Genomic DNA, 26659 nt, shown 5'->3' on the forward strand with positions numbered 1-26659 from the left:
CTCAAACCCAGTCTTCGTTCGGGAAGTCGATCTTCAGTCGGCCGAAATCGAAAACCGACGGAATCAGCAGAGAACTCAGCATGCGGCGCATGCGCTCTTCGGAGATCGCCAGGAAGTCGCCTTTGCCGATGCTCGACTGCATGTAGAAGGTGATCCACAACAGCAGATCGTCGAGCCGCACCGAGGGCTTCAGGTAGCCCGTCTCGCGCCAGCGCGTGAGCGAGGGTAGCCACTGCTCGCCCATCGCATCGAGCAAGGCCTGATCGGTGCCTGGAACGCGGGCGAGCAGTTCGGCGCCCGCGTCGCTGAGCACGATGCGCGTGTATGGATGATCGCGCGCGGTGGACACGGCCAGTACGATGCCCTCGAGCATGGCCTTGGGCGGAAACTTGATGTCACGCAGTATCGGCGTCACGAGCCGCGTATGGTCGCGAATTTCACGGACCACCACCTCGATCGCAAGATGATGGCGTGAGGGAAAGTAGCGGTAGATCGTCGGGCGAGACACTTTCGCCACTTTGGCAATGTCGTCCATCGACGTCTTGTTGATGCCGAAGCGCTGGAAGCACTTCACCGTCGCATCGATGATCTTGTCTTCCACGCGCATGTCGCGTTGAAAAGACACAGCAGGCAGCTTTGCCATCCTCGTCCCCCTGGAGCCAAGCAGCTAGGCTACAAGTCCATGACGGCGTTTCGCAACGGAATGCCCGAATTGTGCTGCGCCGCCGCAATCTTCTTGCGTTCGGAAGCTCGCCCGAACCACTCGATAAACGGCTTCAAAATATCAAGTTACAGATGGTGACTTCTGTAAAACTTATGATGTAAGATTCATGCGTCACGGGGGTGATGGTCGTCCGTGAACCAATAAAGCCGAAGTAATCTCGGCTGACATAAAACTCAGATTAGTAGATAGAGGAGAAGCGCCGATGTCGAACGCATCCAGGCTGCCGCTGGTACTGACGCTGTTTGCCCTCCCGATTTATGGCTTTGCTCAGGACGCGGAGCCGGTGGGAGAAGGGGAGCCCAGTTCGCTTCAAGCTCCATCCGCTGCGGACGATACCAATGCTCAGGCTGCGGCCGAAACGTCGCCCCCGGCAACTGCTCAGGAAGGCCTGGAAACCATTGCCGTCCAGGGCCCTGAACCAGCGCCCGAGGCACTCGAGCAAAGTTCGGGCGGTGCTCGTAATCGTCTGGTCGAAGAGGTCGTCGTCACGGCGCAGAAGCGTGAAGAACGCCTGCAGGACGTGCCGATCTCGATCTCGGCTTTCAGTGCCGCAGCCCTCGACGCCAAGGGCATCGACGATCCGAAGTCGCTCGCGCAGTCGACGCCCGGTGTTTACTACGGGCAGACTGTCAACTTTGCGATCATCTACATTCGCGGTGTCGGCTCCGATGCGTTCCTGCCGGACTCCGATCCGAGTGTCGCGTCGTACATCGACGGCATTTATTTCCCGTTCGCCAATGGTCTTTCGCAGTCCTTCGGCGCGGTGGAGCGCGTCGAAGTTCTGAAAGGTCCGCAGGGCACCTTGTTCGGACGCAACTCCACGGGCGGCGCATTCAACACCATCACGAAGTCGCCCGGCAGCACGCCGGAAACCTCGATCCTCGCGAGCTATGGCGAGTTCAACCAGTTGCGTACGCGCCTCTACCAGAACATTCCGTTCTCGGATGATTTCGCCGCGAGCATCTCGGTCACCTACAACAACGAAGACAACTATTACACCGGCACGCGTGGCAGCGGTGAAGGCACCAATACGCTGCCGTTGCCGAAGGAAGTCGGCAAGGGTGCGCGCATCAAGACGCGCTGGGACATCACGGACGAAATCCAGCTCAACCTCGCGGCGTTCAAGTATCTCCAGGATGGCGTCAGTTCGAGCGCAATGCCGAACGTGAACCCGAGCGTCGTGACGCGCACGCTTCGATCGATACTGAATCCGGGCCAAGGGTTCGAGACGCGGCCGTATCACGTCGCGGTCGACGTGCCGGGCTATTTCGCACTCGACAACGAGGTCTACTACGGTCAGTTGAACCTACACCCCGAATGGTTCGACGTGAAGGTTCTCGGCAGCAAGCAGAAGATCAAGACCGACAACGTGTTCGATTTCGACGGAACCGACACGCCGATCGTGTTGTTCGACGCGCGTGGCCAGTTCGCGGACGTCAAGACGGCCGAACTGCAGTTCCTCTCGAATGGCGACTGGGGTCCGGACTGGCTGACCTGGATCGTCGGCGGCTTCTATCTCGATCAGAAGTCGGGCTTTCCGCTCAATCGTTTCGGCGTTGCGGGACTCGAGCTCTCGGATCTGCAGCTGGCCAATCTGCTGACGATCAATCCGCTGCTCGTGCAAGCACTGTCGGGGATTCCGATCGTTCCCGATGGCGCTTCGCTCGCATTGACGTCTTTGCTCGGCACTGAATCGACCGCCTACTTCACACAGTTCACGATCGATTTCACGGACGATCTGCACTTGACCTTGGGCGGCCGCTATCAGGAAGAGAAGCGTCGCATCATTGCCTCGGATACAGGGCTCGCTAATCTCGACGGCAGCATCACGCCACTGATCGTGCGCCGCAAGCAGCATTCGAATACCAACAACTTCTCTCCGAAGGTCTCGCTCGCCTATGACATCAGCGACGACGTGATGGTCTATGGCTCGTACACCGAAGGCTACAAGAGCGGCACGTTCAATACGGTCAACATTTACGACGATGCCGAGTACGTGAAGCCCGAGAAGGTCAAGACCTCGGAACTCGGTTTCAAGTCCGAGCTGTTCGATCGTCTGCTGCGCTTCAATGCTGCGGTGTTCGAAAACAAGATCGAAGACCTGCAGGTTCAGTTCATCTCCTTGCTCGCGGGTGGTGCGGTCAACCTCGAGAATGCCGGTGGCGCACGGATTCGTGGCTTCGACTTCGACATCCAGCTCACCCCGCTGCCGGAGCTCGATCCCGGACTCGTCCTGATGGGCGGTGGCACCTACCTCGATTCGGAATACACCGACTACCGGAACGGCAGCGGCTATTCCGTGAATCCGCAGACCGGCGATTACAGCGGCTTGACCGGTGGCCTCTACAACCAGCTGATTCCGGGGATCATCGAATCCGACTTCACCGGAAACAAGGTCACGCGCACGCCGAAGTTCAGTGGCACCGTCGGCTTCAACCAGTTGTTCGAGTTCGACAACTCGAACCTCGAGTTCGGTGCGCAGATGTACTTCAACTCGGGCTTTTACTACCAGGCCTCGAACACGCCGATCTCGAAAGAGGATAAGTATCACGTGATCGATGCGCAGATCAGCTACTTCTACAAGCCCTGGGGCACTCGCGTGACGGTGTTCGGCAAGAACATCAACGACGCGCAGTACACCTATTCGCAGTTCCACCTCGACACGGGCCGGCTCGACTACCTGGCTCCCCCATCGACCTATGGCGTCCGCTTCAACGTGGACTTCTGATCCAACGGTCTTTCTCGACTAGAAGCGCGGAATCAAACATAGGCAGTATTGGGAGGAGTTATGAAGAAGATTGCAAAGAATGGCTTGTACGCGATGGGTGCACTGCTGGCTTGCGGCACGCCGAACCTCGCGCACGCGCAGGATGAAGCTTCGAGCGTCACTTCGCCGCTCAAGGAAGGCGCGTACATCGCGCCGATGGGTTCGTACATCTTCACCGATGGCCCGAAGACTGACGATGGCTACGGCGGCGTGCTCGCCGCGGGCTATCGTCTCGACTGGTACGCGCTCGAGTTCAAAGGCGTCTATCACGTCGTCGATGCAGATACCGGCGACATCAAACAAAGCGGCGGCAGCGTCGGCGGCCTGGTGTTTCCGTTCGAATCGCTGCCCGGATTGTTCGGCATCGTGGAAGTGGGCGGCTTGAGCATCGAAAAGTATCCGGCTACTCGTACCAATGCGCCGCGGATGACGACGAAGAACATTCACACCGTCACCGCGGGACTCGGCGCGGGTTATCTGTTCGATCTATCGATCGGCCGCTACGACTTCGGGATTCGCGCCGAAGCGCTGTATCGCTATGGACGCCGCGATCAGGACGTGACACCGGGTGGTGACATCAACGCTCCGCATAACTTCGGCGACGTGCTCGTCAACGTCGGTCTGCAACTACCCTTGGGCCTGAGGCCCGTTGAAGTGGCGGCCGCCGAACCCGTTGCTGCCGTTGTTCCGGTCGAAACGCCGCCCGATAGTGATGGCGACGGTGTTCCGGACGGCCAGGACCAGTGCCCCGACACGCCGCCCGGCACGCAGGTCGACGCTGTCGGTTGCCCGCTGCCGCCACCGCCGCCACCGTGCAAGACGCCGGAAGCTGGCCAGCGTGTCGATCTGTCGGGCTGCGCGGTCGGCGACACCATCGTGCTGCACGGCGTGAACTTCGAATTCGACAAGGCGACGCTGACGGTCAACGCCAAGACGATTCTCGATGGCGTGTCCGACTCGCTCAGCGCGGCGCCGGGCATCAATGTCGAAATCGGCGGACACACCGATTCGCGCGGCAGCGATTCGTACAACGAGCGGCTGTCGGAGCGCCGCGCGGAATCGGTCATGCAGTACCTGATCGGTCGCGGCATCGCGGCCGAGCGCATGAGCTCGCATGGCTACGGCGAAACCACGCCGGTGGCGGACAACGAAACCGACGAAGGTCGCGAGCTCAATCGTCGTGTCGAGCTCAAGATCACCGGATCGAATGCGTCGGCGGCTCCTGTCGCTGCCGAAGCGCCTGTCGCCCCGTCGCCCACGGAAGCCCCGGTAGCCGAAGTGAATCCGTTCGCCGATGCGCAACCGATCGAAGCCGGTCAGTAACGAGAGATCCGCAACACCAAGCGCGGGTTACACGCGCAGTCTGCAAGCGGTCTGCGACATTCGGCACGAGGCCTGCGCTTCGCCTCAGCGTCTCGTGCCCTTGAACTGGAGGACAGAGCATCATGGAGTTTGGCAAACGCCAGGATCCGAAGAAACGGCTGATCGGATTGGGTGGCGTCGTGATCTTTCACGTGCTGCTGGTGTGGGGGCTCGTGAGCGGACTGGCCCGTAAGGCGGTCGAGCTGTTGCCGGCGCCGATCGAGACCAAGATTCTCGAAGACGCCCCGGTCGAGGAAGAGCCGCCACCGCCGCCACCTCCGCCGAAGCTCGACGTGCCGCCGCCGCCGTTCATTCCGCCGCCCGAGATCACGATTCAGACGGCGACCCCGCCGCCGAGTGCGATCACGACGACGAGCAAACCGCCGCCCGCTGCACCTGCTCCAGCTCCGCGTCCGTCCGGCGTCACCAAATCGCCGGTGGTGAAAGCCAAGGCCTGTCGCGAGCCCGAGTATCCGGCGGTTTCCGAACGTCTCGGCGAAACCGGCACGGTGCTGCTGCAGTTGCTCGTCGGTGTCGACGGCAAGGTCACCGACAGCAAGATCGAAAAGAGCAGCGGCTTCGAGCGCCTGGATAAAGCCGCACAACAAGCGTTGTCACGCTGCAAGTTCGAACCCGGCACGACCGACGGAAAGCCAACGGCGGCCTGGGCTCAACTCAAGTACACCTTCCGCAAGCAGAACTGATCACGAATTTCTGAGGAGCCACCCGATGTCGTTCACGAAGCACCTCCTGCAAGCCCTGGCCGTCGCCGGGACTCTCATCCTGTCGCCGATGGTTCTCGCGCAGGATCCCGCACCGGTCGAAGCCGCAGCCGAAGCACCCGCGGCTCCCGCAAGCGAGACCGAAACCGTCGCAGTCGAAAACCCCTACGGCATCGGCGCGCTGTGGGCGCAGGGCGACTTCGTCGCCAAGGGTGTACTGGTGCTGATGCTGATCATGTCGGGCGCGACCTGGTACATCATGATCGTCAAGTTCATCGACCAGCAGAAGCTGATCTCGCAGGCCAAGGCCGCCAACAGCACGTTCTGGGCTAGCCGCTCGGTCGAAGAAGGCGCCAAGAGCCTGAAGGCCGGCACGCCGTTCTGGTACATCGCCGACCGCGGCATCGCGGCGAGCAACCATCACGAAGGCACGCTGGTCGAGCAGATCGACCTGAGCAGCTGGATCACGATGAGCATCAACCGCGCCGTCGAAGAGATCCAGAGCCGGTTGCAGGGCGGCCTCGCGGTGCTCGCAACGGTCGGCTCGACCGCCCCGTTCGTGGGTCTGTTCGGCACCGTCTGGGGCATCTACCACGCACTGACGGCCATCGGCATCAGTGGTCAGGCCTCGATCGACAAGGTTGCCGGTCCGGTCGGTGAAGCGCTGATCATGACGGCCATCGGTCTGGCGGTCGCCGTTCCGGCGGTCATGGGCTACAACTGGCTGGTTCGCCGCAACAAGGCGGGCATGGAGACGGTGCGCAGCTTCAGCGCGGACCTGCACTCGGTGCTGCTGTCGGGCACGCGCGTGGGCGAAAAGAAGTAAGGCCTAGAAAACTCCCAGCCAGAAGCAGGAGAACGCCATGGCCATGCAAGTAGGCGGAGACGACGAAGGCGAAGATGCCGTCGTCTCCGCGATCAACACCACGCCGCTGGTCGACGTGATGCTGGTGCTGCTGATCATCTTCCTGATCACGATTCCGGTGGTGACGCAGACGGTGCCGGTGAAGCTGCCGAACGAGCGCAACCAGGCGCTGCAGACCAAGCCCGAGAACATCGTGATCGCGATCGACAAGGACGGGAACATGTACTGGAACATCACGCGAATTCCAGACACGAATGCCTTGTTCGAGAAGCTGAAGGTGGAAGCGGTGAAGGTCCCACAGCCGGAAGTGCACATCCGCGGCGACCAGGCCAGCCGGTATCAGGCCGTGGGCCAGGTGATGGTGACCTGCCAGCGTGCTGGTATCGCCAAGGTCGGGTTCATTCTCGAGCCGCCGCCGCGCGGCTGATGACGTCAAGCTTGTCCCCTCTCCCGCGTGCGGGAGAGGGTGGTGCGAAGCACCGGGAGAGGGGCTGATCGGAAAGTGCGTCCCACTTTTCAGACGAACCCTCTCTCCCCTCGCTCACGCGAGGGACTCTCTACCGCAAGCGGGAGAGAGGAGCCACCCAATAGAACGGAGCAATCCCAATGGGCATGAACGTAGGAAGCGGCGGTGGCTCCGGAGATCCGGAAGTCGTCGTCGACGTCAACACCACGCCGCTGATCGACGTGATGCTGGTGCTGCTGGTGATGCTGATCATCACGATCCCGATCCAGACGCACGCGGTGAAGCTGGACATGCCGCAGGCGAACAGCCCGCCGTCGGATGCGCCGCCGCCGCCGGCGGTGGATCTCGAGATCGACTTCGACGGCACGATCCTGTGGAACGGCTCGCCGATGGACCGCGGCACGCTCGAAGCGAACTTCCGCCGTGAAGGTCACGCCGACGTCGCCAATCAGAGCGAGTTCCATATTCGTCCGAACAAACTCGTGGAATACAAATACGTTGCGGGTGTCTTGGCCAGCGCGCAGCGCAATGGTGTCACCAAGATCGGCATCGTCGGCAACGAACAGTTCATGTGAGCCGCGCCATGAAAGCCACAACCTATTCACAGTCCCTGATTCGTCTGGCGGCCGCCGCGTTATCGTTCCTGCTCCTCCTCACGGCCGTCCAGACGCCTTCTCTTGCGGCAAATCCGAGCATCAGCGCGGAAGTGGGTCAGCCTCTGCAGGCAGCGCAGAAGGCCTTGCAGGCCAAGCAGTACAAGGAAGCGCAAGCGCAAATTCAACGCGCCGAAGGTGTCGCCAAGCGCACGCCCTACGAGAGCTATCTGATCGCACGCTTGAAGTCGTCCGCTGCGATCGGCGTTGGCGACTACAAGGGTGCGCTCGCGGCTTACGAGCAGGTGCTTGCATCGCCGGAGCTTCTGGCCGGAGAAAAGCTGCAAACGCTCGATGCCTACGTGAAGATCGCCTACGGCGCGAAGGACTACGCCAAGACCGCCGAAGGCATCCAAAAGTACAAGGCCGCTGGCGGCTCGAGTGCTGAAACACTTGGGCTGTACGCACAAAGCCTGTATCTCGCCGGCAAGTACAAGGAAGCCGGCGCCGAGCTCACGAGCCAGATCAACGCGCTCGAAGCCGCCGGCAAGCGACCGAGCGATACGCAGCTGCAGCTGCTCGCGAGCTGCGCGCTCAAGCAGAACGACATGACCGCCTACGCCGCCGCGCTCGAAAAGCTCGTCGCTTACACCCCGAAGAAGGAATACTGGTTCGACCTGATCGTGCGCGCGGGCAACAAGCCGGGCTTTTCGCCGGCGCTGACGCTCGACACCTATCGCCTGCGCAAGGCGACCGGCACGATGGAAAAGACCGGCGACTACATGGAGGCCGCGCAGCTCGCGCTGCAAGCGGGCTATCCGGCGGAAGCCAAGGGCTTCATCGACGAGGGCTATTCCAAGAAGCTGCTCGGTGAAGGTGCGGACGCTTCGCGTCACCAGCGCCTCAAGGATCTCGTTGCGAAGAAGCTCACCGAAGATCAGGCCACGCTGGCCGAAGGCGAGAAAGCCGCGGCCGCGCAGGCTACCGGCGACGCGCTCGTCGCCACCGGCTTCAACCTCGTGACCTACGGCCAGTACGACAAGGGCCTGCAGCTGATTCAGCAGGGCATCAGCAAGGGCGGCCTCAAGGCTCCGGAGCAGGCCAAGCTGCATCTCGGCGTGGCGCAGAACCTTGCGGGCAAGAAGGCCGAGGCGGGCAAGACCTTCTCCAGCGTCGGCGGTGCCGACGGTTCAAGGGAACTCGCTCGGCTTTGGAACTTGCAGATCCGTAGCGGCAAAGCCCCTTAAGGCCGCTGATGCCGGAAAACACCCCGACTCGTTCGGGGCTTTTTCTGCCCTTGAATCGACGATTGACAAAAATAGTAATTTGTAACAGTTTGGGCTTGAGAGCTGCTCCCGCGACTGCGCGAGGAAGGCGGACATCGCCGGTCTTTCCGATGAGAAGGCCAGCTGCGAGAACGAGAAAGGAGGAAGCGATGACGATGGAAGATGCCAAGACCCTGGCGGCCAAGTTCGATCACAACTCGACCGAACAGATGAATTGCCCGTACCCAATGTACGAGGCGCTGCGTGCGAAATGCCCGGTCGGACATGCGGAAACATATGGCGGCTTCTACGTGGTGAGCCGCTACGACCTCGTCAAGAAAGTGTTCGAGGACTACGGCACTTTCAGTTCACAGCAGGGCGTGGCGATTCCGGACCATCCGTATCGCATGCTGCCGATCGACCTCGATCCGCCGTTGCAGACCAAATTCCGTCGCAACCTCAATCGTCGTTTCACGCCCGAAGCCGTCGCCACCAAGCGCGACGACATCGATGAAACCATCAACGCACTCATCGACGCCTTCATCGAGAAAGGCGAGGCTGACCTCGCCTCTCAGCTCGTGCGCCCGCTGCTGCCCGCGATCGTGTTGCCGTATCTGGGCGTTCCGCGCGAATCGCAGCAGCAGATGACCGAATGGATCGACCTGATGACGCGTGGGCGCTCGACCGATATCGAGGGCGTCGCTCGCGCGGGCGAGGCGATCGGCGCTTACTTGATGGGCTTGATCGCGCAGCGTCGCCAACAGGCTCCGGTCGACGACGTGATCGGCATGCTGCTCGAAGCCGGCGTCGATGGAAGCAGATTTACCGACGAAGAAATCTTCCGGCAGGTGCTGATCATTCTGTTCGGCGGGCTCGATACCACCAGTGCGGTGATGCTCGAGACGCTGTTGTACCTCGCGCGCCATCCCGAGCAGCGCAGCAGGCTCGCGGCGGGTGAAGTGGCCTGGGCGCCCGCGATCGAAGAGTTCGTTCGCTACTCGTCCCCGATCCAGGGTCTGCGCCGGACCGTGACGGCCGACGTCGAGCTCGACGGTGTGTCGCTCAAGAAGGGCGATCGCGTGCTGGGCCTGCACGGCTCCGCGAATCGGGACGAGCGGGCGTTCGCGAATCCGAACGAAGTCGTGCTCGATCGCGCCCCGAATCAGCACGTCGGCTTCGGCACGGGTGCGCACATCTGCCTCGGTCGCAATCTCGCTCGCCTCGAAATCGAAATTCTGCTCAAGACGGTGTTCAAGCGGCTCGGCGACTATCGAGTCGAAGAGGCATTCGAACCCGAGTACCTCGTCGGAGAGGCGCGCGGCATGAAGAGCTTGCCGGTGCGCTTCACCGCCGGGGCCGTACGCGCGCCCAAGCCGCAACCCGAGGCCGCCTGATGGTTCGCATCACCTACGTCGAACACGGTGGAGCCGAACACGTGGTCGAGGCCCCGGCCGGACTGTCGCTGATGGAAGCGGCGAAGAACAAGCTGGTGCCCGGCATCGAAGCCGACTGTGGTGGAGCCTGTGCCTGCGCGACCTGCCATGTGTTTTTCGATGAACCCTGGAGCGCCAAGATCGGCGAGCCGAATGCGCAGGAGGCCGACATGCTCGATGTCGTCGACGAACGCAGATCGAGCTCGCGTCTGAGCTGCCAGATCACGATCAGCGAAGCGCTCGACGGCCTGATCGTCCGCCTGCCTGCCAGCCAGCGCTGAAGCGCGAACACCGGAGAACTCGCATGGCCGAAGACAGTCGCGCCCACGCTGATGAATACGACACCGAAGCGCGCGTCGCTGGCCTGGGCGAGATTCTCAAGCGCCAGCGTGAGGCGTTCATCGCCGAAATGCCGGTGTCCCTGAAGGCGCGCCAGGATCGTCTCGATCGCGCGCTGGCGATGCTCCTGAAGTTTCGCGAGCCCCTGCACGATGCGGTGATGGCCGACTTTCCGCAGCGCGGCAAGGAATGGTCTTTGATCACCGAGATCTTCCTGCCCGCACAAATCTTTGGAACCGCTCGCAAGAGCGTGCGCGAATGGATGAAGCCCGATCGGCGCTCGGCCCCGATGCCGTTCAAACTGTTCGGTGCGCATGCGGAGATTCAATACCAGCCGCTCGGTGTCGTCGGCATCATGGGGGCCTGGAACGCGCCGCTGAACCTGGTGCTCGTGCCGCTGGCGACGACGCTCGCGGCCGGCAATCGCGCCATGCTGTGTCCTTCGGACCTGATGCCGCAGAGCGGTCGCGTGCTCGAGGAGGCGATAAAGGCCTACTTCGACCTCAGCGAAATCGCGGTTGCGCACGGCGGGCTCGACGTCAGCAAGGCCTTCGCGAAGCTGCCGTTCGATCACCTGATGTTCACCGGAAGTCCGCGCGTCGGCGCGATGGTGATGGAAGCCGCGGCTCCGAATCTCACGCCGGTGACGCTGGAACTCGGCGGCAAGTGCCCGGTCATCGTGGGCCCCGATGCGGATATCGCCGAAACCGCGCAGCGACTCGTCACCGCCAAGACCATGAATGGCGGACAGGCCTGCCTCGCGCCGGATCTGCTGTTCGTGCCCAGGCGTAAGGCAGAGGCATTCGTCGACGAACTCGACAAGGCCGTCCGCAAGCTCTATCCGGGTTCCACGCAAAATCCGGACTACATCGGTCTCGTCAACGATCACTACTACCGGCGTCTCGAAGGCATCGTCGACGAAGCGCGCACGGCGGGCGCCAAGGTGCTCGCGATCGGTGCCGACGAAGCCAATGCCAGAGATGCGAACCAGCACCGCCTGGCCCTGCATCTGATCTTCGATCCACCCGCGAGTACGCGTGCCGCGACGGAAGAGCTGTTCGGCCCGGTGGCGGTCCTGTCGACTTACGACGACGTCGACGAGGTGTGCACGCGGCTGCGCCAGATGCCCAAGCCACTCGGGCTTTACGTGTTCTCGAAGAGCCGCAAGTTCATGCAGCACGTGCTCGACCGCACGTTTTCTGGCGGCGTCACGCTCAACGATGCGATGGTGCATTTCAGCGTGCCGGATCTGCCGTTCGGTGGTGTCGGTCGCAGCGGCATCGGAGCGTACAGCTTCGGCATCGAAGGTTTTCGTCGCTTCAGTCACGCGCGTTCGGTGTATAGCCAGGCCGGCCCGCAAGCCCTCATGCGCGTGATGCTGCCGCCATATGGAAAGCTGTTCGACATGGCGATACGCGGAACGCTCGACAAGCTCGCCCGCAAGCACGCCGTCAAGACACCGGGCTGAACGGCCTCGCGCAGACATCAAAAAGACAAACGCCATGCCGCATCCGCTTGATTCGTTTTTCAGACCCCGCACGATCGCTTTCATCGGCGCCACCGAAAAATCGATCTGGACGCGTGCCGCGCGCGTCAATGTCAAGGTGCTCGGTTACGAAGGCCAGATGTTCTACGTGAACCGCCGCGGCGGTGAGGTGCTCGGCAAGACCGCGTACACCTCGGCTTCGGCGATCGGGGAGCCGATCGATCTCGGCTTGCTGATGGTGCCGTCGGAATTTCTGATCGATACCTTGCCCGATCTGAAGGCGGCGGGAATCCGCAACGCCGTCGTGCTGAGCTCGGGTTTCGCCGAGGCGGGTGATGATGGTCGTGAGCAGCAGGCGCGATTGTTGTCCGCCGCGCGCGAGGCTGGCATCCGCCTGCTCGGGCCGAACTGCCTGGGTTTCGTCAACTTCGTCGACAAGGTGCCGGTGTGGACCGTGCCGATTCGCGGACCGGTGTTGCCCGGGCGGTTCGCCATCGTTTCGCAGAGCGGGGCGCTCGCGAGCCAGATGTCCTATTTCGTGCAGTGGCAGGGCTACGGCCTGAGCTACATGGTTTCGACGGGCAACGAGGCCGATATCGATGTGGCGCAGGTGATCGACTATCTCGTCGACGATCCATCGACGAAGTCGATCGCCTTGTTCATGGAATCGGTACGCAACGCCGAAGCATTCAGTCGTGCGGCCGAGCGCGCACTGCAGGCCGGCAAGCCGATCGTCGTACTCAAGATCGGCACGAGTGAAGTCACCGCCAAGGCGGCGCAGGCTCACACCGGCTCGCTGGTCGGAGACGATCGCGTGTTCGATGCGGCGTGTCGGCGCTACGGCCTGGTTCGCGTGAAGACGCTCGAAGAGCTCATCGTGACGGCCGAGCTGATGGCGCGCGTGGGGCCGCTGCGCGACGGCGGTCTCGGCGTGATCTCGATGTCCGGCGGCATGTGCGAGATCGCGGCCGACGATGCCGAAGCCTTCGGCTACCCGTTGCCGCATCTGGCCGATGAAACCGTCGACAAGCTGCGCTCCGCCTTGCCCGAGTTCGGAACGCCGCACAATCCGCTCGACGTGACGGGCGCCTCCATGCTCAAGCCCGAGCTGTTTCAGCAGGCGATCGCGGCGATGTCGCAGGATCCTGGCTTCGCTGCGGTGCTCGCGGTTTCCGACGTGCCGTCCGATCAATACGACGATGGCCCGTTCAGCCGCATCCTCGTCAAGCAGGTCGCCGAAGGGCAGAAGAACAGTCCGATTCCGAGTTTGTCGGTGAGTCACTTGATGCGCCCGGCGACCGCGCTCACGCAGGAGTCGATCGCCGAGGCCCAGGTCGATTACATGCCCTGCGGCCTGCATCACGCGGTGGCCGGCTTCGCAGCGGCCGCGCGCTGGTCGAAGCGTTATCGCAAGGGCGTTGCGCTTGGTGCAAAGGCTGTCGAATCGGCCGGAGTGCGCCCGCAGTCCGAGCAGCAGACGCTCGCATTCCTGAGCGAGCGCGGCGTGCCGGTGATTCCGACCCGCATCGTGCAGAGCCGCGACGAGGCCCTTGCTTTCGCCCGCTCGCTCGGCGAGCCCGTGGTGCTCAAGATCGCTTCGGCGGATATCGCGCACAAAACCGACATCGGCGGCGTCGTGCTGCGCTTGTCGGGCGATGCTGCGGTCGGTGAGGCGTACGACGGCATCATGGCGCGCGTCAAGGCTGCCAGGCCCGATGCACGCATCGACGGGATCGTGGTTTCGCCGATGCGGACCGAGGGCGTGGAACTGTTCGTCGGCACCATGCGCGATCCGAGCTGGGGCGCGGCGATCGCGGTCGGGCTCGGCGGCATCTGGGTCGAGGCGCTCAAGGACACCTCGTTGCGCCTGCTGCCGGTGACGCCGGCCGACGTGGAAGAAATGCTCGGCGAGCTGCGCGGCGCCAAGCTGCTCAATGGCTTTCGCGGTGCACTGGCGATCGATCGCAAGGCCGTCGCACAAGCCGTCGCCGCGATCGGCGATGCGGCGCTCGCGCTCGGCCCGCAACTGGTTTCACTCGAGATCAATCCGATACTCGTCAACGCAAGCCGCGTCGAAGCGCTCGATGCGCTCGCGGTCTGGGACGATGTGGATGGACGCTGAGCTCGCATGAGCACGTATGCGCCGCCACTGGGACGGATCGGCTTCGTGCTGCACGAGGTGCTCGGTGCGTCCGCGGCATTTTCGCAGCTGCCCGAGTATGCGGGCGTCGATCGCGAGCTGATCGATCAGCTCGTTGCCGAGGCTGGCAGCTTCGCGGCGAAGATCGTCGCGCCGACGCGCATCGCCGGCGATCTCGGCTACCAGCTCGTCGACGGCCGCGTGATTTCGCCGCCGGGCTATGTCGAAAGCTACCGCGCCTTCGTCGATGCCGGATGGGCCGCGCTGGCCTGCAAGACCGAGCACGGCGGTCAGGGACTGCCGATGCTGTTGCACAACGTCATGCTCGAAATGCTCAACTCGGCGAATCCAGCCTGGGCGATGTTTCCGGGGATTCAGCACGGCGCGTACGACTGCCTGCGAACGCATGCATCGGCCGATTTGCAGCAGGCCTATCTGCCGAAGATCGCCTCGGGTGAATGGACCACGAGCATGTGCCTGACCGAGGCGCAGGCGGGCAGCGATCTGGGCCTCGTGCGCTCGCGTGCCGAGCCTGACACCGACGGCGCGTACCGCATCAGTGGATCGAAGATCTTCATCTCGGGCGGAGATCACGACCTTGCCGAGAACATCGTGCATCTGGTGCTCGCGCGCCTGCCCGATGCACCGCCTGGAACGCGTGGGCTCTCGCTGTTTCTCGTTCCGCATCGCCTGCCCATCGATGGGCGATTGAGTCCCGGCCTCAATGGCGTCGCCGTCGTCGGACTCGAACATAAGATGGGTATGCGCGGCAGTGCGACTTGCGCGCTCTCCTTCGAAGATGCCCGCGGCTGGCTGGTCGGAAAGGCGAACAGTGGCTTGCAGTGCATGTTCGTCATGATGAATGCGGCCCGCCTCGGCGTGGGCATGCAGTCGCTCGGGACGAGCGAGCTCGCCTATCAGGTTTCTGTCGCCTACGCGCGTGAGCGCCTGCAGGGACGCGCCGGCGGATCGCAGTCCACGCAGCCGCTCATCGCGCACGCGGACGTGCGCCGCATGCTGCTCACGCAGAAAGCCTGGACCGACGGTGCCCGATTGCTGACGTACTGGCTGTCGCTGCAACTCGATATCGCCCACGCTCATCCCGACGAGGCGCAGCGCCTCGCCGCGGATTCCTGCCTGTCGCTGCTGACGCCGGTTGCGAAAGCGTTCCTGTCCGACAACGCGCTCGAAGTCGCCAATATCGCGGTGCAGATTCATGGCGGACACGGCTACATGAGCGAACAGGGCGTCGAACAGATGGTCCGTGACGCTCGTGTGTTCGCGATCTACGAAGGCACCAACGGTATCCAGGCCCAGGATCTGCTCGGCCGCAAGGTGCTCACGGACGGAGCAAGGACGCTGGAGCGGTTGCTCGCGACGATGCGCGATTCGATATCACGCTTGCACTCCGCCGAAATCGCTCCGATGGTTGCTCAATGGAACGAGTGCGTCCTTTCGCTACGCGCGACGCTCAAGCTCATAGAACCGCAGCACGCGAACGCGGTTGCGGCGCACTTCCTGCGCGCCTTTGGTCATGTCGTGATGGGCTGGCGCTTCATCGAGGCCGCGGAGCGCGCGCTTGCGCTCGGCGAGCGCGGCCTGATCGTATCGGCCCGGTTCTATTTCGATCAGCTGTTTGGGGAGGCCGTTTATCGGCTTCAGGCTTCGAGCGGGGGTGCGCTGGTCACCGAACTCGACGAAGCGGTGTTCGGGTGACCACCCCGACCGAACGGCCGGATGCGAGGGGCTCGCGCTACCGGCATCGGCCCTGCGGTTCAGCGCTGGGCTGGTGGCAAAACCGCGATCAGGCCATCGAGTTGTTCGCCGAGCGGGATCTGGCAGGACAGCCGGGCATCCGGATGCGGGGAAGGAACATATTCGAGAATTTGTATCTCCATGTCGCTCTTCGGTGGCAGCTTGGCCTGCCATTCCGCGGCGATGTAGACATGGCAGGTTCCGCAGACCATCGAGCCGCCGCAGTCGGCATCGATTCCGGGGACACCATGGCCCGTGGCGGCTTGCATGAGCGAGCCGGATGCCTCCACCACGATGGGGAACTGCTGACCGCCGGCGGTCTCGAAAACGATGCGGACCATATTTCTGCCTGTCTGAAGAATGGGTGAAAGACGCGTCCGTGATCCGTGCGCTGAAACCAATCCAGTTCCAACGGACGCGCGTTACGGTTTTAACTAATTGTATTATATTTAGCGTGGAGGAGAACGACATGAGGCTTTCGTCCCTGTCGAACCCAGCACGCATCTACAAGCACTGAGAGGACAGCGACATGTCAGCCCAAGCCAGTCAGCATTCCATACCGGATCACGTCAGCCCCGAGCGGGTGTTCTTCTTCGATATCTACGAGGACGACAAGATCAAGAAAGATCTGCACGCCTCGTATTCGCGCCTGCACAAGGAGGCGCCGGATCTGTTCTACACGCCGGCCAATGGCGGCCACTGGATAGTGACGCGCCACGATCTGATCACCGAGGTGGTCAAGGATTTCGAGCACTTCTCCTCGCGTGAGTCGCAGATTCCGCGCATCGAAAATCCGCCGCTGATGTTGCCGCTGAATCTCGATCCGCCGCAGCACACCTTCTATCGTGGTGCGCTCGCTCCATACTTCGGTCCGAAGTCGATCGCGGCGATGGAAGGCGAGATTCGCGAACTGGCCAGGGGCATCGTCAAGGACGTGGCCTCACGCGGTCGCTGCGATTTCATTCGCGACGTGTCGGCACCGTTTCCGGTCACCGTGTTCATGAAGATGATGGGCATGCCGTTCGAGCGCTTCGACGAGTTCCGCGGTCTGGCCGAAGCGTTCTTCCGCGCCGTCGGCATGGAACAGATCGGTGCGGCCTCGGTCGGCATCATTCAGGCCATTTCGTCGCTGATCGCAACGCGCGAAGGTGGCCAGAAGCTCACCGGCAAGAACGACCTGATCTCGGTGCTCATGGACGCGCAGATCGACGGCAAGACCATCGAGCCGGACAAGCTCGTCGCCCTGCTGTTCCTGATCTTCCTCGGCGGCCTCGATACGGTCACCAACGCGCTCACGTTCACGACGCGTTATCTGGCGACCGACAAGGCACTGCAGAAGCGCCTGATCTCCGACCCCGATGCGTTGCAGCCTTTCGTCGAGGAATCGATCCGCCTCTACGGCGTGGTCAACACGCCGCGCCTCGTGACCAAGGATTGCGAACGCTTCGGCGTGAAGTTCAAGGCCGGCGAGATGATCCTATGCACCTTGCCGATGGCCGGTTGGGACGACAGCAAGAACGACAATCCGGCCAAATTCGACATCGACCGCAAGACGCGTTCGCACCTGACGTTCTCGACCGGCCCGCATCTCTGCGTCGGCCAGTTCCTCGCGCGCATGGAACTGCGCATTCTGTACAAGGAGTGGATCGAGCAGATCGGTGAATTCTCGCTCGCCGAAGGCTACGAGGCACAGTACAACGCCGGCATGGTGATGTCGCTGAGATCGCTCGATCTGACCTGGGCGCCGAAATCCTGACCCAGTGCGGCTCCCGTTCGTGATCGGCTTCAACCGCGGCGGAGAGTGGTGAAGCCGACGCACGCAGGGTCGTGCAGGCTGCTTCGAGCTGCGCGGTAGTTCCACCGCCCCGCCTGATGCTGGCCTTCTATAATCGGAACATCGCCTGTCGCATCGCAGAGCAGGCTCGGTCGGCAGGAGAATCGGATGGACTTCGCGCTCAATCACGAACAGAAGATCTTGCGCGACAACCTGCAGAACCTGCTCAGGCAGCAGTTCGGCTTCTCGTCTCGACAGGCCGCGCTGCATGCGCCGAGCGGTTGGCGCGCGGACCTGTGGACGCAATTCGCAGAGCTCGGCTTGCTCGGAGCGGCGATACCCGAGCGTGCAGGTGGTCTCGGTGGTGGCCCGGCCGAGACCATGATCATCATGCAAGAGCTCGGTGCCGCGCTCGTGCTCGAACCTTATCTCGAAACCTGTGTGATCGCAGCTGGCCTGCTCGCGCGGGCCGACAGCCCTTACGCGGACGAGGCGCTGCGCTCCATCGTGCAAGGGCTGTCCGTGATTGCGCCGGCCTGGGCCGAAGTGACGACGCATTATGGCTTCGAGCATGTCGCGACGCGGGCGGAGCTCAAGGCCGATGCCTGGATTTTGAACGGACGCAAATGCATGGTCATTGCTGCACCGTGGGCCGATCGTCTGCTCGTGAGTGCGCGGACCGATGGGGCGGACGCCGATCGCATGGGAATTTCGCTATTTCTCGTTGACAGCAATGCAGCGGGTGTCACGCTGATCGAATATCCGACGATGGACGGCCGCCGTGCGGCGGATGTGATCCTCGATGCGGTACGTGTCGGGCCTGAGGCCCTGATCGGCGAGGCGGGAGCCGCATTGCTTTCACTGGAGCGTGCGGGCGATGAGGCGATCGCTGCGATCGCCGCCGAGGCTGTCGGCATCCTCAAGCGCATGCTGGCGGATACGATCGACTACACGAAGCAGCGCAAGCAGTTCGGCCAGGCGATCGCGAGCTTCCAGGTTCTGCAGCACCGCATGGTCGACATGCATCTGCAGGTCGAAATGGCCGAATCGGCAAGCTATCGGGCGACGCTCACGCTCGATGCGGAACCCAAGGAACGCATGCTCGCTGCATCGGCTGCCAAGGTCACGATCGCCGAGGCCTGCCGTTTCGTGAGCCAGAACGCGGTGCAGCTGCATGGCGGTGTCGGCATGACCGAAGAACTCGCACTCGGCAGCTACTTCAAGCGCGCGATGATGATCGTCAACGAGTTCGGCAGCATCGATCATCATCTGGCGCGCCATGCGCGGCTCGAGGCCGCCGTGTAGAGGCGCCCGGCCGTTTCGATCAAAGCCCGAGCGCAGCCTTCGCGAGGATGTTGCGCTGGATTTCGTTTGAACCGGCGTAGATCGTTCCGGCCCGGTCGTTGAAGAAGCGCAGTGGGGCGATCGCCGCATGCAGCGGTCCGACGCGTTCATGTTCTGCATGCGGCAGTGCGATGTCGCCGCCCGGGCGCAGGCCTTGAGGCTGGTAGGCGCGTCCATAATGCCCGGCGGCTTCTAGACCTAGCTCGGTCAGATGCTGGCTCAATTCGGTGCCGAGCACTTTCATGACCGAAGCGGCGAGTCCGGGCGATCCGCCCGAGGCGATTTCGGAGAGTGCGCGTAGCTCGTAGACTTCGAGCGTCGAAGCGCGCACGCGCGCAGCCGCGAGCTTGTTCGCGAATACAGGATCGTCGATGAGCCTCGCCGCGCGCTCGCCCGGAACGCTCGCGGCGAACTCGCGCAACTCGTCGAGGCGCAGCTGCAGTTCCGGCGCGGCCGCGAGATTGCTGCGCTCGAACTCGAGCTGGAACTTGGCGATGCTCCAGCCACCGCCGATGTCGCCGAGCGCGTTGCGCTTGGGCACGCGCACGCCATCGAAGAACACCTGGTTCTGGATGTGCTCACCAGACGACATCACGATCGGCCGCACGCTGATGCCGGGGCTGTGCATGTCGAGCAGCACGAAGGTGATGCCGAGCTGTGGCCTGCTCTCGCGCGAGGTACGCACGAGCGCGAACATCCAGTTCGACACATGCGCGTGCGTGGTCCAGATCTTCGAGCCCGTGCAGACCAGATCGTCTCCATCTTCGACCGCACTCATCTGCAGGGAGGCGAGATCCGAACCCGACTGCGGCTCGGAATATCCCTGGCTCCAGAGAATGTCGCCATTGAGCGTGCCGGGCAGAAAGCGCGCGTGCTGGTCGGGCGTGCCGAATTTGATGATCGACGGGCCGACCATGTGGATGCCCAGCGGCGGCGGGGGCGCGCCGGCCGCCAGGCGTTCGCGCGTGAACAGATAGCGCTGCACCGCGCTCCAGTCGCAGCCTCCGTACTCCTTCTGCCAGCTCGGTGCGCCCCAGCCGCGTTCGTAGAGCTTGCGCTGCAACGCCGCCGATGCATGATGATCGGGATAAACGCTCGTCATGAGCCGGCCGGCCGAACGCATGTCATCGGTCAGTTCGGCGGCGAAAAAGGCGCGCACCTCGTCGCGAAATGCGAGATCGGCATCCGTCCAGTGCATGTCCATGCGAAGCTCCGGCTAGAACGGCGAGGCTACTGAATCTTCCACTTCGGTGGGCGCTTCTGCGCGAACGCGGTCGGGCCCTCGCGAAAGTCCGATGATTTGAACAAGGCGCGCATCGCGGGATAACGCGTCTGCTTGGCGTAAGCCTCGGCGAGCGAAGGCTCTGCCGAGCCGCGCTGAATGATCTGCTTCGAAGCCTGGATCGACATCGGGCTGCAAGCGATGATCTCCGCGGCCCAGCGCCGGGCTTCGCTCATGAGCGTCTCGGGGGACGTGACCTGATTGACGAAGCCGAGTTGCAAGCCTTCTTCGGCGCTCACGCGACGACCCGTGAGGATCATGCCCATCGCGCGCTTGAGCCCGATCTGCTCGGGCAAACGCAGCAGGCCACCCGCAATCGCAGCGACGCCGACTTTGGGCTCGGGTAGTGCGAAGCTCGCATTCGACGATGCGATGACCAGATCGCAGGCCAGTGCGATCTCGAAACCACCACCCATCGCGATACCGTTGACCGCTGCGATGACGGGCTTGTTGAGGTCGAAGCGCGCGGTGAGCCCTGCGAAGCCCTTGAGCGGAGGCTCGATGCTATGGCCGAGCGAGAGTGCCTGCGCCATGAATTTCAGGTCGTTGCCCGACGAGAAAGCCTTGTCACCTGCGCCGGTCAGGATCGCGACCCATTGGTCGGGGTCGGCCTCGAACTCATCGAAGATTTCAGCGAGTTCGGCATTGGATGCCGGATGCAGCGAGTTCATCGACTCCGGCCGATTGATCGTGACGATGGTCAGCGGACCTTCGCGCTCGACCTTGGAGAAGCGCAGGGGACGATGCTTTCGATCGATCGGCTGCGCGCCGGGTGCCCATACGGGCTTGCCGAACGCATCGACGCGCACTTGCCCTTCGAGGCCGACGGCGCTGCGTTCGTTTGATTGCAGCAGTGCGAGCGTATCGCGATCTTCCGATGGCACTCGGGCCATCAGGCGCTCGCCGGACGGCGTACGCGCGATGACGACGCCGTCGATCGGCTCGCCGACGCGATCGTAGAGCACGGTGTAGGTTTCGATGCGCGCGGGACCGGCGTAATCGGCTGCGGCAAGCGCGGGCACCGATCCGCGACGACGATCGGCTTCGTCCTGCACCGAATAGCTCAATGCCATCGGTGTCTGCGGCGGCTTTCGGCTGACGATCAGCGCGTGATGTTTGTTCACGTAGCCGCCCTGACCATAGAGCAGGCCGATTTCATTCGGCGCATCGCGCAGCGTGCGGACCATCGCGCAGACCGCGTGGCTCATGTAGTTGTTGAGCGGCCCCCCGAAGAAGGTCAGGCCACCCGCGACGGTCGGTGAGCGATCTTGCGCGCTCAGGCCGAGATTGCGCAGCGCCATCTTCGGCACTACCGGAAAGCAGCTGTAGAGTTCGAGCTTGTCGAAGCGCTTCGCATCGCCACCGACAAGATCGACCGCCTTGTCGAGCACCGCGCTTTGCGCCGTACTGTGCGCGTAGCTGTCGCGCTTCAGATAGTCCTCGGGCTCCTTGGCCTCGGCGCCGCCCCAGATATGGATGAGCTTTTCTTCCGGTACGCCGGCTTTGCGTGCGGCGCCCAGGCTCATGACGATGAAGCCCGCGGCCTGATTGACCTGAGGATTGGCCGTCATGAGCTTGCGATACGGCCAGTTGATGAGGCGGTTCTGCGGCGAGATGCCGGCGATGTCCTCGGTGTTCGGGGCGCTGCGAATCCACGCGTGGGGATTGCCTGCGGCAACGGCTGCGAACTGCGACCACAGTTCGGCGGACTCCTTCAACGCCTGTTGCGGAGTCTGTTCCCAGGCGGCTTGTGTGGCGACTTCGTAGAGCGGATAGATCTGGGCCGGATCGGTGACGCCGATCTGCTTGGCGATCGCGCTCATCTCGAAGCTGCTCGAAGGAAAGCGCACGGCTTCTTCGCGCGATGCGATCGGCGTCCAGCCCATCCTTGCTCCCTCTTTGCGCGCCTTCGACATCGAGTGCATGGCTTCGCCGCCGATGATCGCAGCCGTGGTGATCTCACCCTGGGCGATGCGCACCGCGGCTTCGTGCAACAGGCGGATCGGCGTCTCTCCGCCCATGCTCGCATTGACCTTGCGCGCCGGGGCAATGCCGAGCCTCTCGCAAAGCAGGGACACCGGCTCCCGGTAGCGCCAGGAGATCAGGCCGATCAACTCGATCGATTCGATCTTCGCCAGCAGGCCGCCGCCGCCGTCCGAATCGGCCGCCCGCAGAGCTTGGGCCATGAGCGCAAGCGGTTCGAGAGCCTCGCTCAGCTGATCGGGACGATCGATCGCTTCGCCGATGCCGACGATGACCGGCGTGTTGTCGGCACTGCTCATGATGCGTCTCCTCTTGTTCGAGCACCTTCGCGAGTTGGACGAGGCTCGTTTGGCTATTGATATTAGGTAATGTTATCGCTCAGCTTCGATTCGCGACAAGCGAATCGGCGTGGACAGAGCGCGGATTCACTCGGCTGAAGCGCGTTGAGGTCTGGCGTCGCATCGACCGCAGGGTTCTCCGTGTGGTGACGCCGGTGTTACCATCGCCTGATAACTAATCGAATTTGCTAATGGGACAGCTTCGTGGGTAGACCGGCCAAGCCTTTGATCTCGCGCGAGCGCGCCGCACGCGCCGCTCTCGGTGTCATCGACGTCAATGGGCTGGACGCCCTGAGCCTTGAACTCGTGGCGACGCGGCTTGGGGTCAAGGCCCCGTCGTTGTACTACCACTTCAAGCACAAGGCCGAACTGCTCGCCGAAGTCGCCCGCCTGATCCTGACCGACGTTCAGGCGCCCGATCCGTCGACCATGGACTGGAAGGGCGCGATGATCGCGCTATCGGTCGCCACTCGCCGCTCGATTCTTCAGCATCCGAATGCGGCTCCGTTGCTGTTGCAGTTCTTCCCGCGGCACATCTTCCTGGCAGCCTACGATTTCTGGATCGCCCCGTGTCCGCTGCCGCCCGAGAAGCATCTGGTCATGATCGAGGGCACGGAGAAGATCACCCTGGGCGTCTCCTTGTTCGAGGCCGCTAGTCGTTCACGCGGCGTCGAGCCGATGCCGCAGTTCGATCGCAGCAAGCTGCCGCATCTGGCCAATGCGATGCGCGAGAACATGCTCGGTGAAGAAGAGCTGTTCGTCGCCACTTTGAAGGCCTTCCTCGACGGACTCGAAGTGGCGACCGTGCCGTCCCTGTCTTCGCAAAATGCGTCGCCGGTCGCCGTTGCCGAGGTGCCCAAGAAGCGATCGGCGACGAAGAAGGCTGCGGCGACCAAGAAGGCGCCTGCAAAGTCGGCCGCCCGAAAGACTGCGGGTTCCAGGCAGAACTGATTCCGCACCGGCGCCTCTGCGCCGCCGGCTACCTCGTCCATCGGATCGGCACCGCGGATCGCGGGTGCTCCTGATTGCGGCTGCGTGTCCGCTGGCTCGGGCGCCAGAGGCCTTTCGCCTGTCCGTTGACCTGAGTCGTCGGCAATAGCGATAATCTAATAACCAAAGTTAAAAGCATCCTCGGAGGATGATGGTTATGGCGGACGACATTGGAGCGAGTGCCCCTGGCCCGCGCCGCGTTTCCGAAGGACAGCTCAAGGCGGCACTGCAATTGACCGAGGCGGAATCGGGCGTGATCGAGGCCTGCACGAGCTTCGTCGACGCGCGAGCCTATCTCGACGATGAGTTGTTCGCGCAGGAGCAGGGACGCATCTTCAACGGATTGCCGGTGCCGGTGGCGGCGACGCAGGAGCTGGCCAAGCCGGGTTCCTATCTGGGCGTCGAGGTGTCCGGCAAGGCGGTGATCCTCACACGCACCAAAACAGGTGAGGTCAAAGCCTTTTTGAATGCCTGCAGCCATCGCGGCGCCCGCTTGATCGGCTGCGGCGAAACAGGCAACGGGCTGAAGCTCAGCTGCCAGTATCACGCCTGGACCTACAATCTCGACGGCAAGCTCATCGGTGTCCCGCGCGAGGATTGTTTCAGCGCGTTCGACAAGAAGGACTATGGACTCAAGAGCCTGCCGTGTCGCGAAGCCGGCGGCTTGATCTGGGTTTCGCCGAACGCGGATGTCGAGGTCACCGAAGAAAGCATCGGCACCGAGCTCATACGCGACTTCGAAGCCATCGGCCTCGGTCAGATGCGTGCGTATCGAACGCAGGCTTTCGAGGTCAAAGCCAATTGGAAGCTCGTCGAAGATGCTTTCCTCGAGGGATATCACGTCATCCGCTTGCATGCGAAGACGCTGGCCCGATTCTTCGTCGATGCGCCGCAGCTGATCGAGCGCATCGGGCGTCACCTTCGCCAGAGTTCCGGCAGCCGCCGTGGGTTCAGTCGCGCCGATGTGAGCTCCAGCTGGGACGAGCTGCGCAAGAGCGTGGTGTATGCCTACATCGCGTTCCCGAACGTCGTCGTGGTGACGAGCCCGGCATACGTCAGTGTGATGATCTGTACGCCGACGGCGTCGAATCGCACGCAGATCCGTTATCTGATGATGGTCGACGGCAAGGGTGACAATGCGGACGAGGAAAAGCTCTACGAGCGCTCGTTCGCCTTGATGTCAGAAGCTTTCGGCAACGAGGATTTCAAGGCCGCGGAGCTGAGCCAGTCCGGTCTCGAGACCGGTGCGCTCAAGCGGCTGACGCTCGGTGGAATGGAGCAGGGCGTGCGCTTGTTTCATGACATCGTCGAAGAATTCGTGCACGCCTGACGATCTTTCCGTTGGAAAGAAACGGGTAAATAGAAGAATCGGCGGCACACGGCCAGTGTGCTCGCCCGTGCGAGGAGAGTGTCATCGAAAGCTACGACTACGTCATCGTCGGCGCCGGTGCGGCCGGTTGCGTGCTGGCTTATCGCCTGTCGGAAGATCCGAGGGTTTCGGTCGCCCTGATCGAAGCCGGGCCCGAGCATCGCCATCCGTTGATCGATATGCCCAAGGGCATCGGCAAGCTCATTTCCAATCCCAAATACATCTGGCCCAACGCGAGCGAACCGTCGCCGACGACCAACAACGAGCCCGAGTTCTGGCTGCGCGGGAAGGTGCTCGGAGGTTCGAGTTCGGTCAACGGCATGATGTACGTGCGCGGACAACCCGCGGACTTCGACGAGATTGCGGCGCAGAGCAGCGACGACTGGTCGTGGAAGCATATCGGTGCGGCTTACCAGGCGATGGAAGCGCACGAGCTCGGCGAGGGCGAAACCCGTGGTGCCCGCGGCCCCTTGAAGATTTCCTTGCCGGTGCTGCGTGATCGTCTGATGGAGGCGATGATCAAGGCCGGGGAAGCAATGGGCCTGCCGCGCAAGCAGGACGTCAACGTGCCGGACAATGGCATCGGTATCGGCTACGCCCCGCTGACGATCCACAAGGGCAAGCGGCAGAGTGCGGCGACGGCATTCATCGATCCGATTCGCAAGCAACGCAGCAATCTGACGATCCTGACCGGCACGCTGGTCGATCGCGTGCTGTTCGACGGGCGGCGGACCAGCGGCGTCGCGGTGAAGACTGCGCGAGGCGGCAAGACGATTTCGGCCAGGCGTGAAGTGCTGCTGTGTGGTGGGGCGCTCGCTTCGCCGACGATACTGCAGCGCTCGGGCATCGGCCCCGCAGCCTTGCTGCGGCAGCACGGCATCGAGGTCGTTCGTGATAGCCCGCAGGTCGGGCAAAATCTCATCGAGCATCGGGGCTTGATTCTGCAGTGGAAGCTGCGCGAACCCCTGTCTCAGAATCCGAGTTTCGCAGGGCTCAAGCTGCTTGCCGTGACGGCCGAGTACTTCCTCAAGAAAACCGGCGTCATGGCGGCGGGCACTTACGAGATCGGGGCCTGGTTCAAGTCCAAGCCCGAGCTGCCGAGGCCAGACATTCAGTTCCTGCTCGCGCCTTTCAGCTTCGATCTCGCGACCAAGCGGCAGAAGCTCGAAACCTTTCACGGCTTCCATACCGTGGCTTACGGCCTGCGGCCGACGTCGAAGGGCGAGATCAATATTCGCTCGAAGAATGCGGAAGACGCGCCCGTGCTGCGGCCGAACTATCGAAGCACGCCAGAAGATGTCGAAACGATGATCGCAGTCGTGCGCACTGCCCGCCAGTACACGAATCAGTCGCCGCTGCGCGAGCTCATCGAAGTCGAGACGTATCCGGGACCGCAGTGCGCGAGCGATGAGCAGATCATCGCGGCCTACGATCATCTCGGCACCTGCGGATTCCATGCTGTCGGCAGCTGCCGAATGGGCTCCGATGTGGACTCGGTGGTCGATCCGGAATTGCGCGTGCGCGGTGTCGATGGCTTGCGCGTGATGGACACCTCGATCTTCCCGCAGATTCCGTCCGGCAACACCAACGGCCCGACGATGGCGATGGCCTGGCGTGCGGCCGACCTCATCAAGCGCTGTCCCGCTTGAGGATCTCGAACGA

General features: G+C 62.8%; 21 protein-coding genes. 17 read left to right on the top strand and 4 right to left on the bottom strand.

Annotated features, from left to right (window positions below):
• Nucleotide 1: 1 nt before the first annotated feature.
• Nucleotides 2–601 carry a TetR/AcrR family transcriptional regulator gene (locus AC3WUM_RS02395; RefSeq protein ID WP_492408475.1) on the bottom strand — a complete coding sequence of 200 codons (600 nt, stop codon included), beginning with the start codon at nucleotides 599–601 and terminating at the stop codon, nucleotides 2–4.
• Between the two features lie 325 nt (nucleotides 602–926).
• Between AC3WUM_RS02395 and AC3WUM_RS02400 the strand changes: the two genes are divergently transcribed.
• The 12 genes from AC3WUM_RS02400 to AC3WUM_RS02455 all read left to right on the top strand — a co-directional run bounded on the left by AC3WUM_RS02400 (nucleotide 927) and on the right by AC3WUM_RS02455 (nucleotide 15878).
• Nucleotides 927–3452, top strand: coding sequence for a TonB-dependent receptor (locus tag AC3WUM_RS02400; RefSeq protein ID WP_492408476.1), 2526 nt, complete (start codon nucleotides 927–929; stop codon nucleotides 3450–3452).
• A gap of 60 nt (nucleotides 3453–3512) precedes the next feature.
• A complete protein-coding gene (locus AC3WUM_RS02405) occupies nucleotides 3513–4814 on the top strand; it encodes an OmpA family protein (RefSeq protein WP_492408478.1) in 1302 nt (433 codons plus the stop codon).
• A gap of 122 nt (nucleotides 4815–4936) precedes the next feature.
• Nucleotides 4937–5557, top strand: a complete 621-nt coding sequence (locus tag AC3WUM_RS02410; protein WP_492408479.1) for an energy transducer TonB — start codon at nucleotides 4937–4939, stop codon at nucleotides 5555–5557.
• A gap of 25 nt (nucleotides 5558–5582) precedes the next feature.
• Nucleotides 5583–6401, top strand: coding sequence for a MotA/TolQ/ExbB proton channel family protein (locus AC3WUM_RS02415; RefSeq protein WP_492408480.1), 819 nt, complete (start codon nucleotides 5583–5585; stop codon nucleotides 6399–6401).
• 37 nt (nucleotides 6402–6438) lie between these two features.
• Nucleotides 6439–6867: an ExbD/TolR family protein gene (locus AC3WUM_RS02420; RefSeq protein WP_492408481.1), complete on the top strand. Its 429-nt coding sequence runs from the start codon at nucleotides 6439–6441 to the stop codon at nucleotides 6865–6867.
• A gap of 179 nt (nucleotides 6868–7046) precedes the next feature.
• Nucleotides 7047–7481, top strand: coding sequence for an ExbD/TolR family protein (locus tag AC3WUM_RS02425; protein WP_007186247.1), 435 nt, complete (start codon nucleotides 7047–7049; stop codon nucleotides 7479–7481).
• Nucleotides 7482–7612: 131 nt separating this feature from the next.
• Nucleotides 7613–8746 carry a hypothetical protein gene (locus AC3WUM_RS02430; protein ID WP_492408483.1) on the top strand — a complete coding sequence of 378 codons (1134 nt, stop codon included), beginning with the start codon at nucleotides 7613–7615 and terminating at the stop codon, nucleotides 8744–8746.
• Between the two features lie 188 nt (nucleotides 8747–8934).
• On the top strand, nucleotides 8935–10158 hold the full coding sequence (locus tag AC3WUM_RS02435; protein WP_492408484.1) for a cytochrome P450: 1224 nt from the start codon (nucleotides 8935–8937) through the stop codon (nucleotides 10156–10158).
• Entirely contained in the window at nucleotides 10158–10478 is a 321-nt protein-coding gene (locus AC3WUM_RS02440) for a 2Fe-2S iron-sulfur cluster-binding protein (protein WP_492408485.1), read from the top strand. Before AC3WUM_RS02435 ends, AC3WUM_RS02440 begins: the two co-directional genes overlap by 1 nt.
• A 23-nt stretch (nucleotides 10479–10501) precedes the next feature.
• Entirely contained in the window at nucleotides 10502–12004 is a 1503-nt protein-coding gene (locus AC3WUM_RS02445; protein WP_492408486.1) for an aldehyde dehydrogenase family protein, read from the top strand.
• Between the two features lie 34 nt (nucleotides 12005–12038).
• Entirely contained in the window at nucleotides 12039–14144 is a 2106-nt protein-coding gene (locus AC3WUM_RS02450; protein ID WP_492408487.1) for an acetate--CoA ligase family protein, read from the top strand.
• A 6-nt stretch (nucleotides 14145–14150) separates the two neighbouring features.
• Nucleotides 14151–15878, top strand: a complete 1728-nt coding sequence (locus tag AC3WUM_RS02455; protein WP_492408488.1) for an acyl-CoA dehydrogenase — start codon at nucleotides 14151–14153, stop codon at nucleotides 15876–15878.
• A gap of 59 nt (nucleotides 15879–15937) precedes the next feature.
• Here AC3WUM_RS02455 and AC3WUM_RS02460 read toward each other — a convergent pair whose 3' ends face one another.
• Complete coding sequence (locus AC3WUM_RS02460) at nucleotides 15938–16258, bottom strand: 2Fe-2S iron-sulfur cluster-binding protein (RefSeq protein ID WP_492408489.1); 321 nt, start codon at nucleotides 16256–16258, stop codon at nucleotides 15938–15940.
• Nucleotides 16259–16446: 188 nt separating this feature from the next.
• Between AC3WUM_RS02460 and AC3WUM_RS02465 the strand changes: the two genes are divergently transcribed.
• Together AC3WUM_RS02465 and AC3WUM_RS02470 are read left to right on the top strand one after the other, a co-directional pair.
• Nucleotides 16447–17673, top strand: a complete 1227-nt coding sequence (locus tag AC3WUM_RS02465; protein ID WP_492408490.1) for a cytochrome P450 — start codon at nucleotides 16447–16449, stop codon at nucleotides 17671–17673.
• Nucleotides 17674–17859: 186 nt separating this feature from the next.
• Nucleotides 17860–18996, top strand: a complete 1137-nt coding sequence (locus AC3WUM_RS02470; protein ID WP_492408492.1) for an acyl-CoA dehydrogenase family protein — start codon at nucleotides 17860–17862, stop codon at nucleotides 18994–18996.
• A 19-nt stretch (nucleotides 18997–19015) separates the two neighbouring features.
• Here AC3WUM_RS02470 and AC3WUM_RS02475 read toward each other — a convergent pair whose 3' ends face one another.
• Together AC3WUM_RS02475 and AC3WUM_RS02480 are read right to left on the bottom strand one after the other, a co-directional pair.
• Nucleotides 19016–20239, bottom strand: a complete 1224-nt coding sequence (locus AC3WUM_RS02475; RefSeq protein ID WP_492408493.1) for an acyl-CoA dehydrogenase family protein — start codon at nucleotides 20237–20239, stop codon at nucleotides 19016–19018.
• Nucleotides 20240–20265: 26 nt separating this feature from the next.
• Nucleotides 20266–22599, bottom strand: a complete 2334-nt coding sequence (locus AC3WUM_RS02480) for an enoyl-CoA hydratase-related protein (RefSeq protein WP_492408494.1) — start codon at nucleotides 22597–22599, stop codon at nucleotides 20266–20268.
• Nucleotides 22600–22842: 243 nt separating this feature from the next.
• Between AC3WUM_RS02480 and AC3WUM_RS02485 the strand changes: the two genes are divergently transcribed.
• From AC3WUM_RS02485 to AC3WUM_RS02495, 3 genes are all read left to right on the top strand, one after another.
• A complete protein-coding gene (locus AC3WUM_RS02485) occupies nucleotides 22843–23589 on the top strand; it encodes a TetR/AcrR family transcriptional regulator (RefSeq protein ID WP_492408496.1) in 747 nt (248 codons plus the stop codon).
• A gap of 196 nt (nucleotides 23590–23785) precedes the next feature.
• The gene (locus tag AC3WUM_RS02490; protein ID WP_492408497.1) at nucleotides 23786–24958 is read left to right on the top strand and encodes an aromatic ring-hydroxylating oxygenase subunit alpha; all 1173 of its coding nucleotides are present in this window, start codon (nucleotides 23786–23788) and stop codon (nucleotides 24956–24958) included.
• Between the two features lie 104 nt (nucleotides 24959–25062).
• Nucleotides 25063–26646, top strand: coding sequence for a GMC family oxidoreductase (locus AC3WUM_RS02495; RefSeq protein ID WP_492408943.1), 1584 nt, complete (start codon nucleotides 25063–25065; stop codon nucleotides 26644–26646).
• The last annotated feature ends 13 nt before the right edge of the window (nucleotides 26647–26659 follow it).

This window comes from Hydrocarboniphaga sp. FW305-C-57 (assembly GCF_058783045.1).

What these genes read in the sequence shown, in the direction of transcription:
- AC3WUM_RS02435 (WP_492408484.1), top strand. Translation starts at nt 8,935, where the DNA reads ATGACGATGGAAGATGCCAAGACCCTGGCGGCCAAGTTCGATCACAAC.
- AC3WUM_RS02440 (WP_492408485.1), top strand. Translation starts at nt 10,158, where the DNA reads ATGGTTCGCATCACCTACGTCGAACACGGTGGAGCCGAACACGTGGTC.
- AC3WUM_RS02405 (WP_492408478.1), top strand. Translation starts at nt 3,513, where the DNA reads ATGAAGAAGATTGCAAAGAATGGCTTGTACGCGATGGGTGCACTGCTG.
- AC3WUM_RS02445 (WP_492408486.1), top strand. Translation starts at nt 10,502, where the DNA reads ATGGCCGAAGACAGTCGCGCCCACGCTGATGAATACGACACCGAAGCG.
- AC3WUM_RS02460 (WP_492408489.1), bottom strand. Translation starts at nt 16,258, where the DNA reads ATGGTCCGCATCGTTTTCGAGACCGCCGGCGGTCAGCAGTTCCCCATC.
- AC3WUM_RS02470 (WP_492408492.1), top strand. Translation starts at nt 17,860, where the DNA reads ATGGACTTCGCGCTCAATCACGAACAGAAGATCTTGCGCGACAACCTG.
- AC3WUM_RS02425 (WP_007186247.1), top strand. Translation starts at nt 7,047, where the DNA reads ATGGGCATGAACGTAGGAAGCGGCGGTGGCTCCGGAGATCCGGAAGTC.
- AC3WUM_RS02420 (WP_492408481.1), top strand. Translation starts at nt 6,439, where the DNA reads ATGGCCATGCAAGTAGGCGGAGACGACGAAGGCGAAGATGCCGTCGTC.
- AC3WUM_RS02410 (WP_492408479.1), top strand. Translation starts at nt 4,937, where the DNA reads ATGGAGTTTGGCAAACGCCAGGATCCGAAGAAACGGCTGATCGGATTG.
- AC3WUM_RS02450 (WP_492408487.1), top strand. Translation starts at nt 12,039, where the DNA reads ATGCCGCATCCGCTTGATTCGTTTTTCAGACCCCGCACGATCGCTTTC.
- AC3WUM_RS02465 (WP_492408490.1), top strand. Translation starts at nt 16,447, where the DNA reads ATGTCAGCCCAAGCCAGTCAGCATTCCATACCGGATCACGTCAGCCCC.
- AC3WUM_RS02415 (WP_492408480.1), top strand. Translation starts at nt 5,583, where the DNA reads ATGTCGTTCACGAAGCACCTCCTGCAAGCCCTGGCCGTCGCCGGGACT.
- AC3WUM_RS02490 (WP_492408497.1), top strand. Translation starts at nt 23,786, where the DNA reads ATGGCGGACGACATTGGAGCGAGTGCCCCTGGCCCGCGCCGCGTTTCC.
- AC3WUM_RS02480 (WP_492408494.1), bottom strand. Translation starts at nt 22,599, where the DNA reads ATGAGCAGTGCCGACAACACGCCGGTCATCGTCGGCATCGGCGAAGCG.
- AC3WUM_RS02475 (WP_492408493.1), bottom strand. Translation starts at nt 20,239, where the DNA reads ATGGACATGCACTGGACGGATGCCGATCTCGCATTTCGCGACGAGGTG.
- AC3WUM_RS02400 (WP_492408476.1), top strand. Translation starts at nt 927, where the DNA reads ATGTCGAACGCATCCAGGCTGCCGCTGGTACTGACGCTGTTTGCCCTC.
- AC3WUM_RS02455 (WP_492408488.1), top strand. Translation starts at nt 14,151, where the DNA reads ATGAGCACGTATGCGCCGCCACTGGGACGGATCGGCTTCGTGCTGCAC.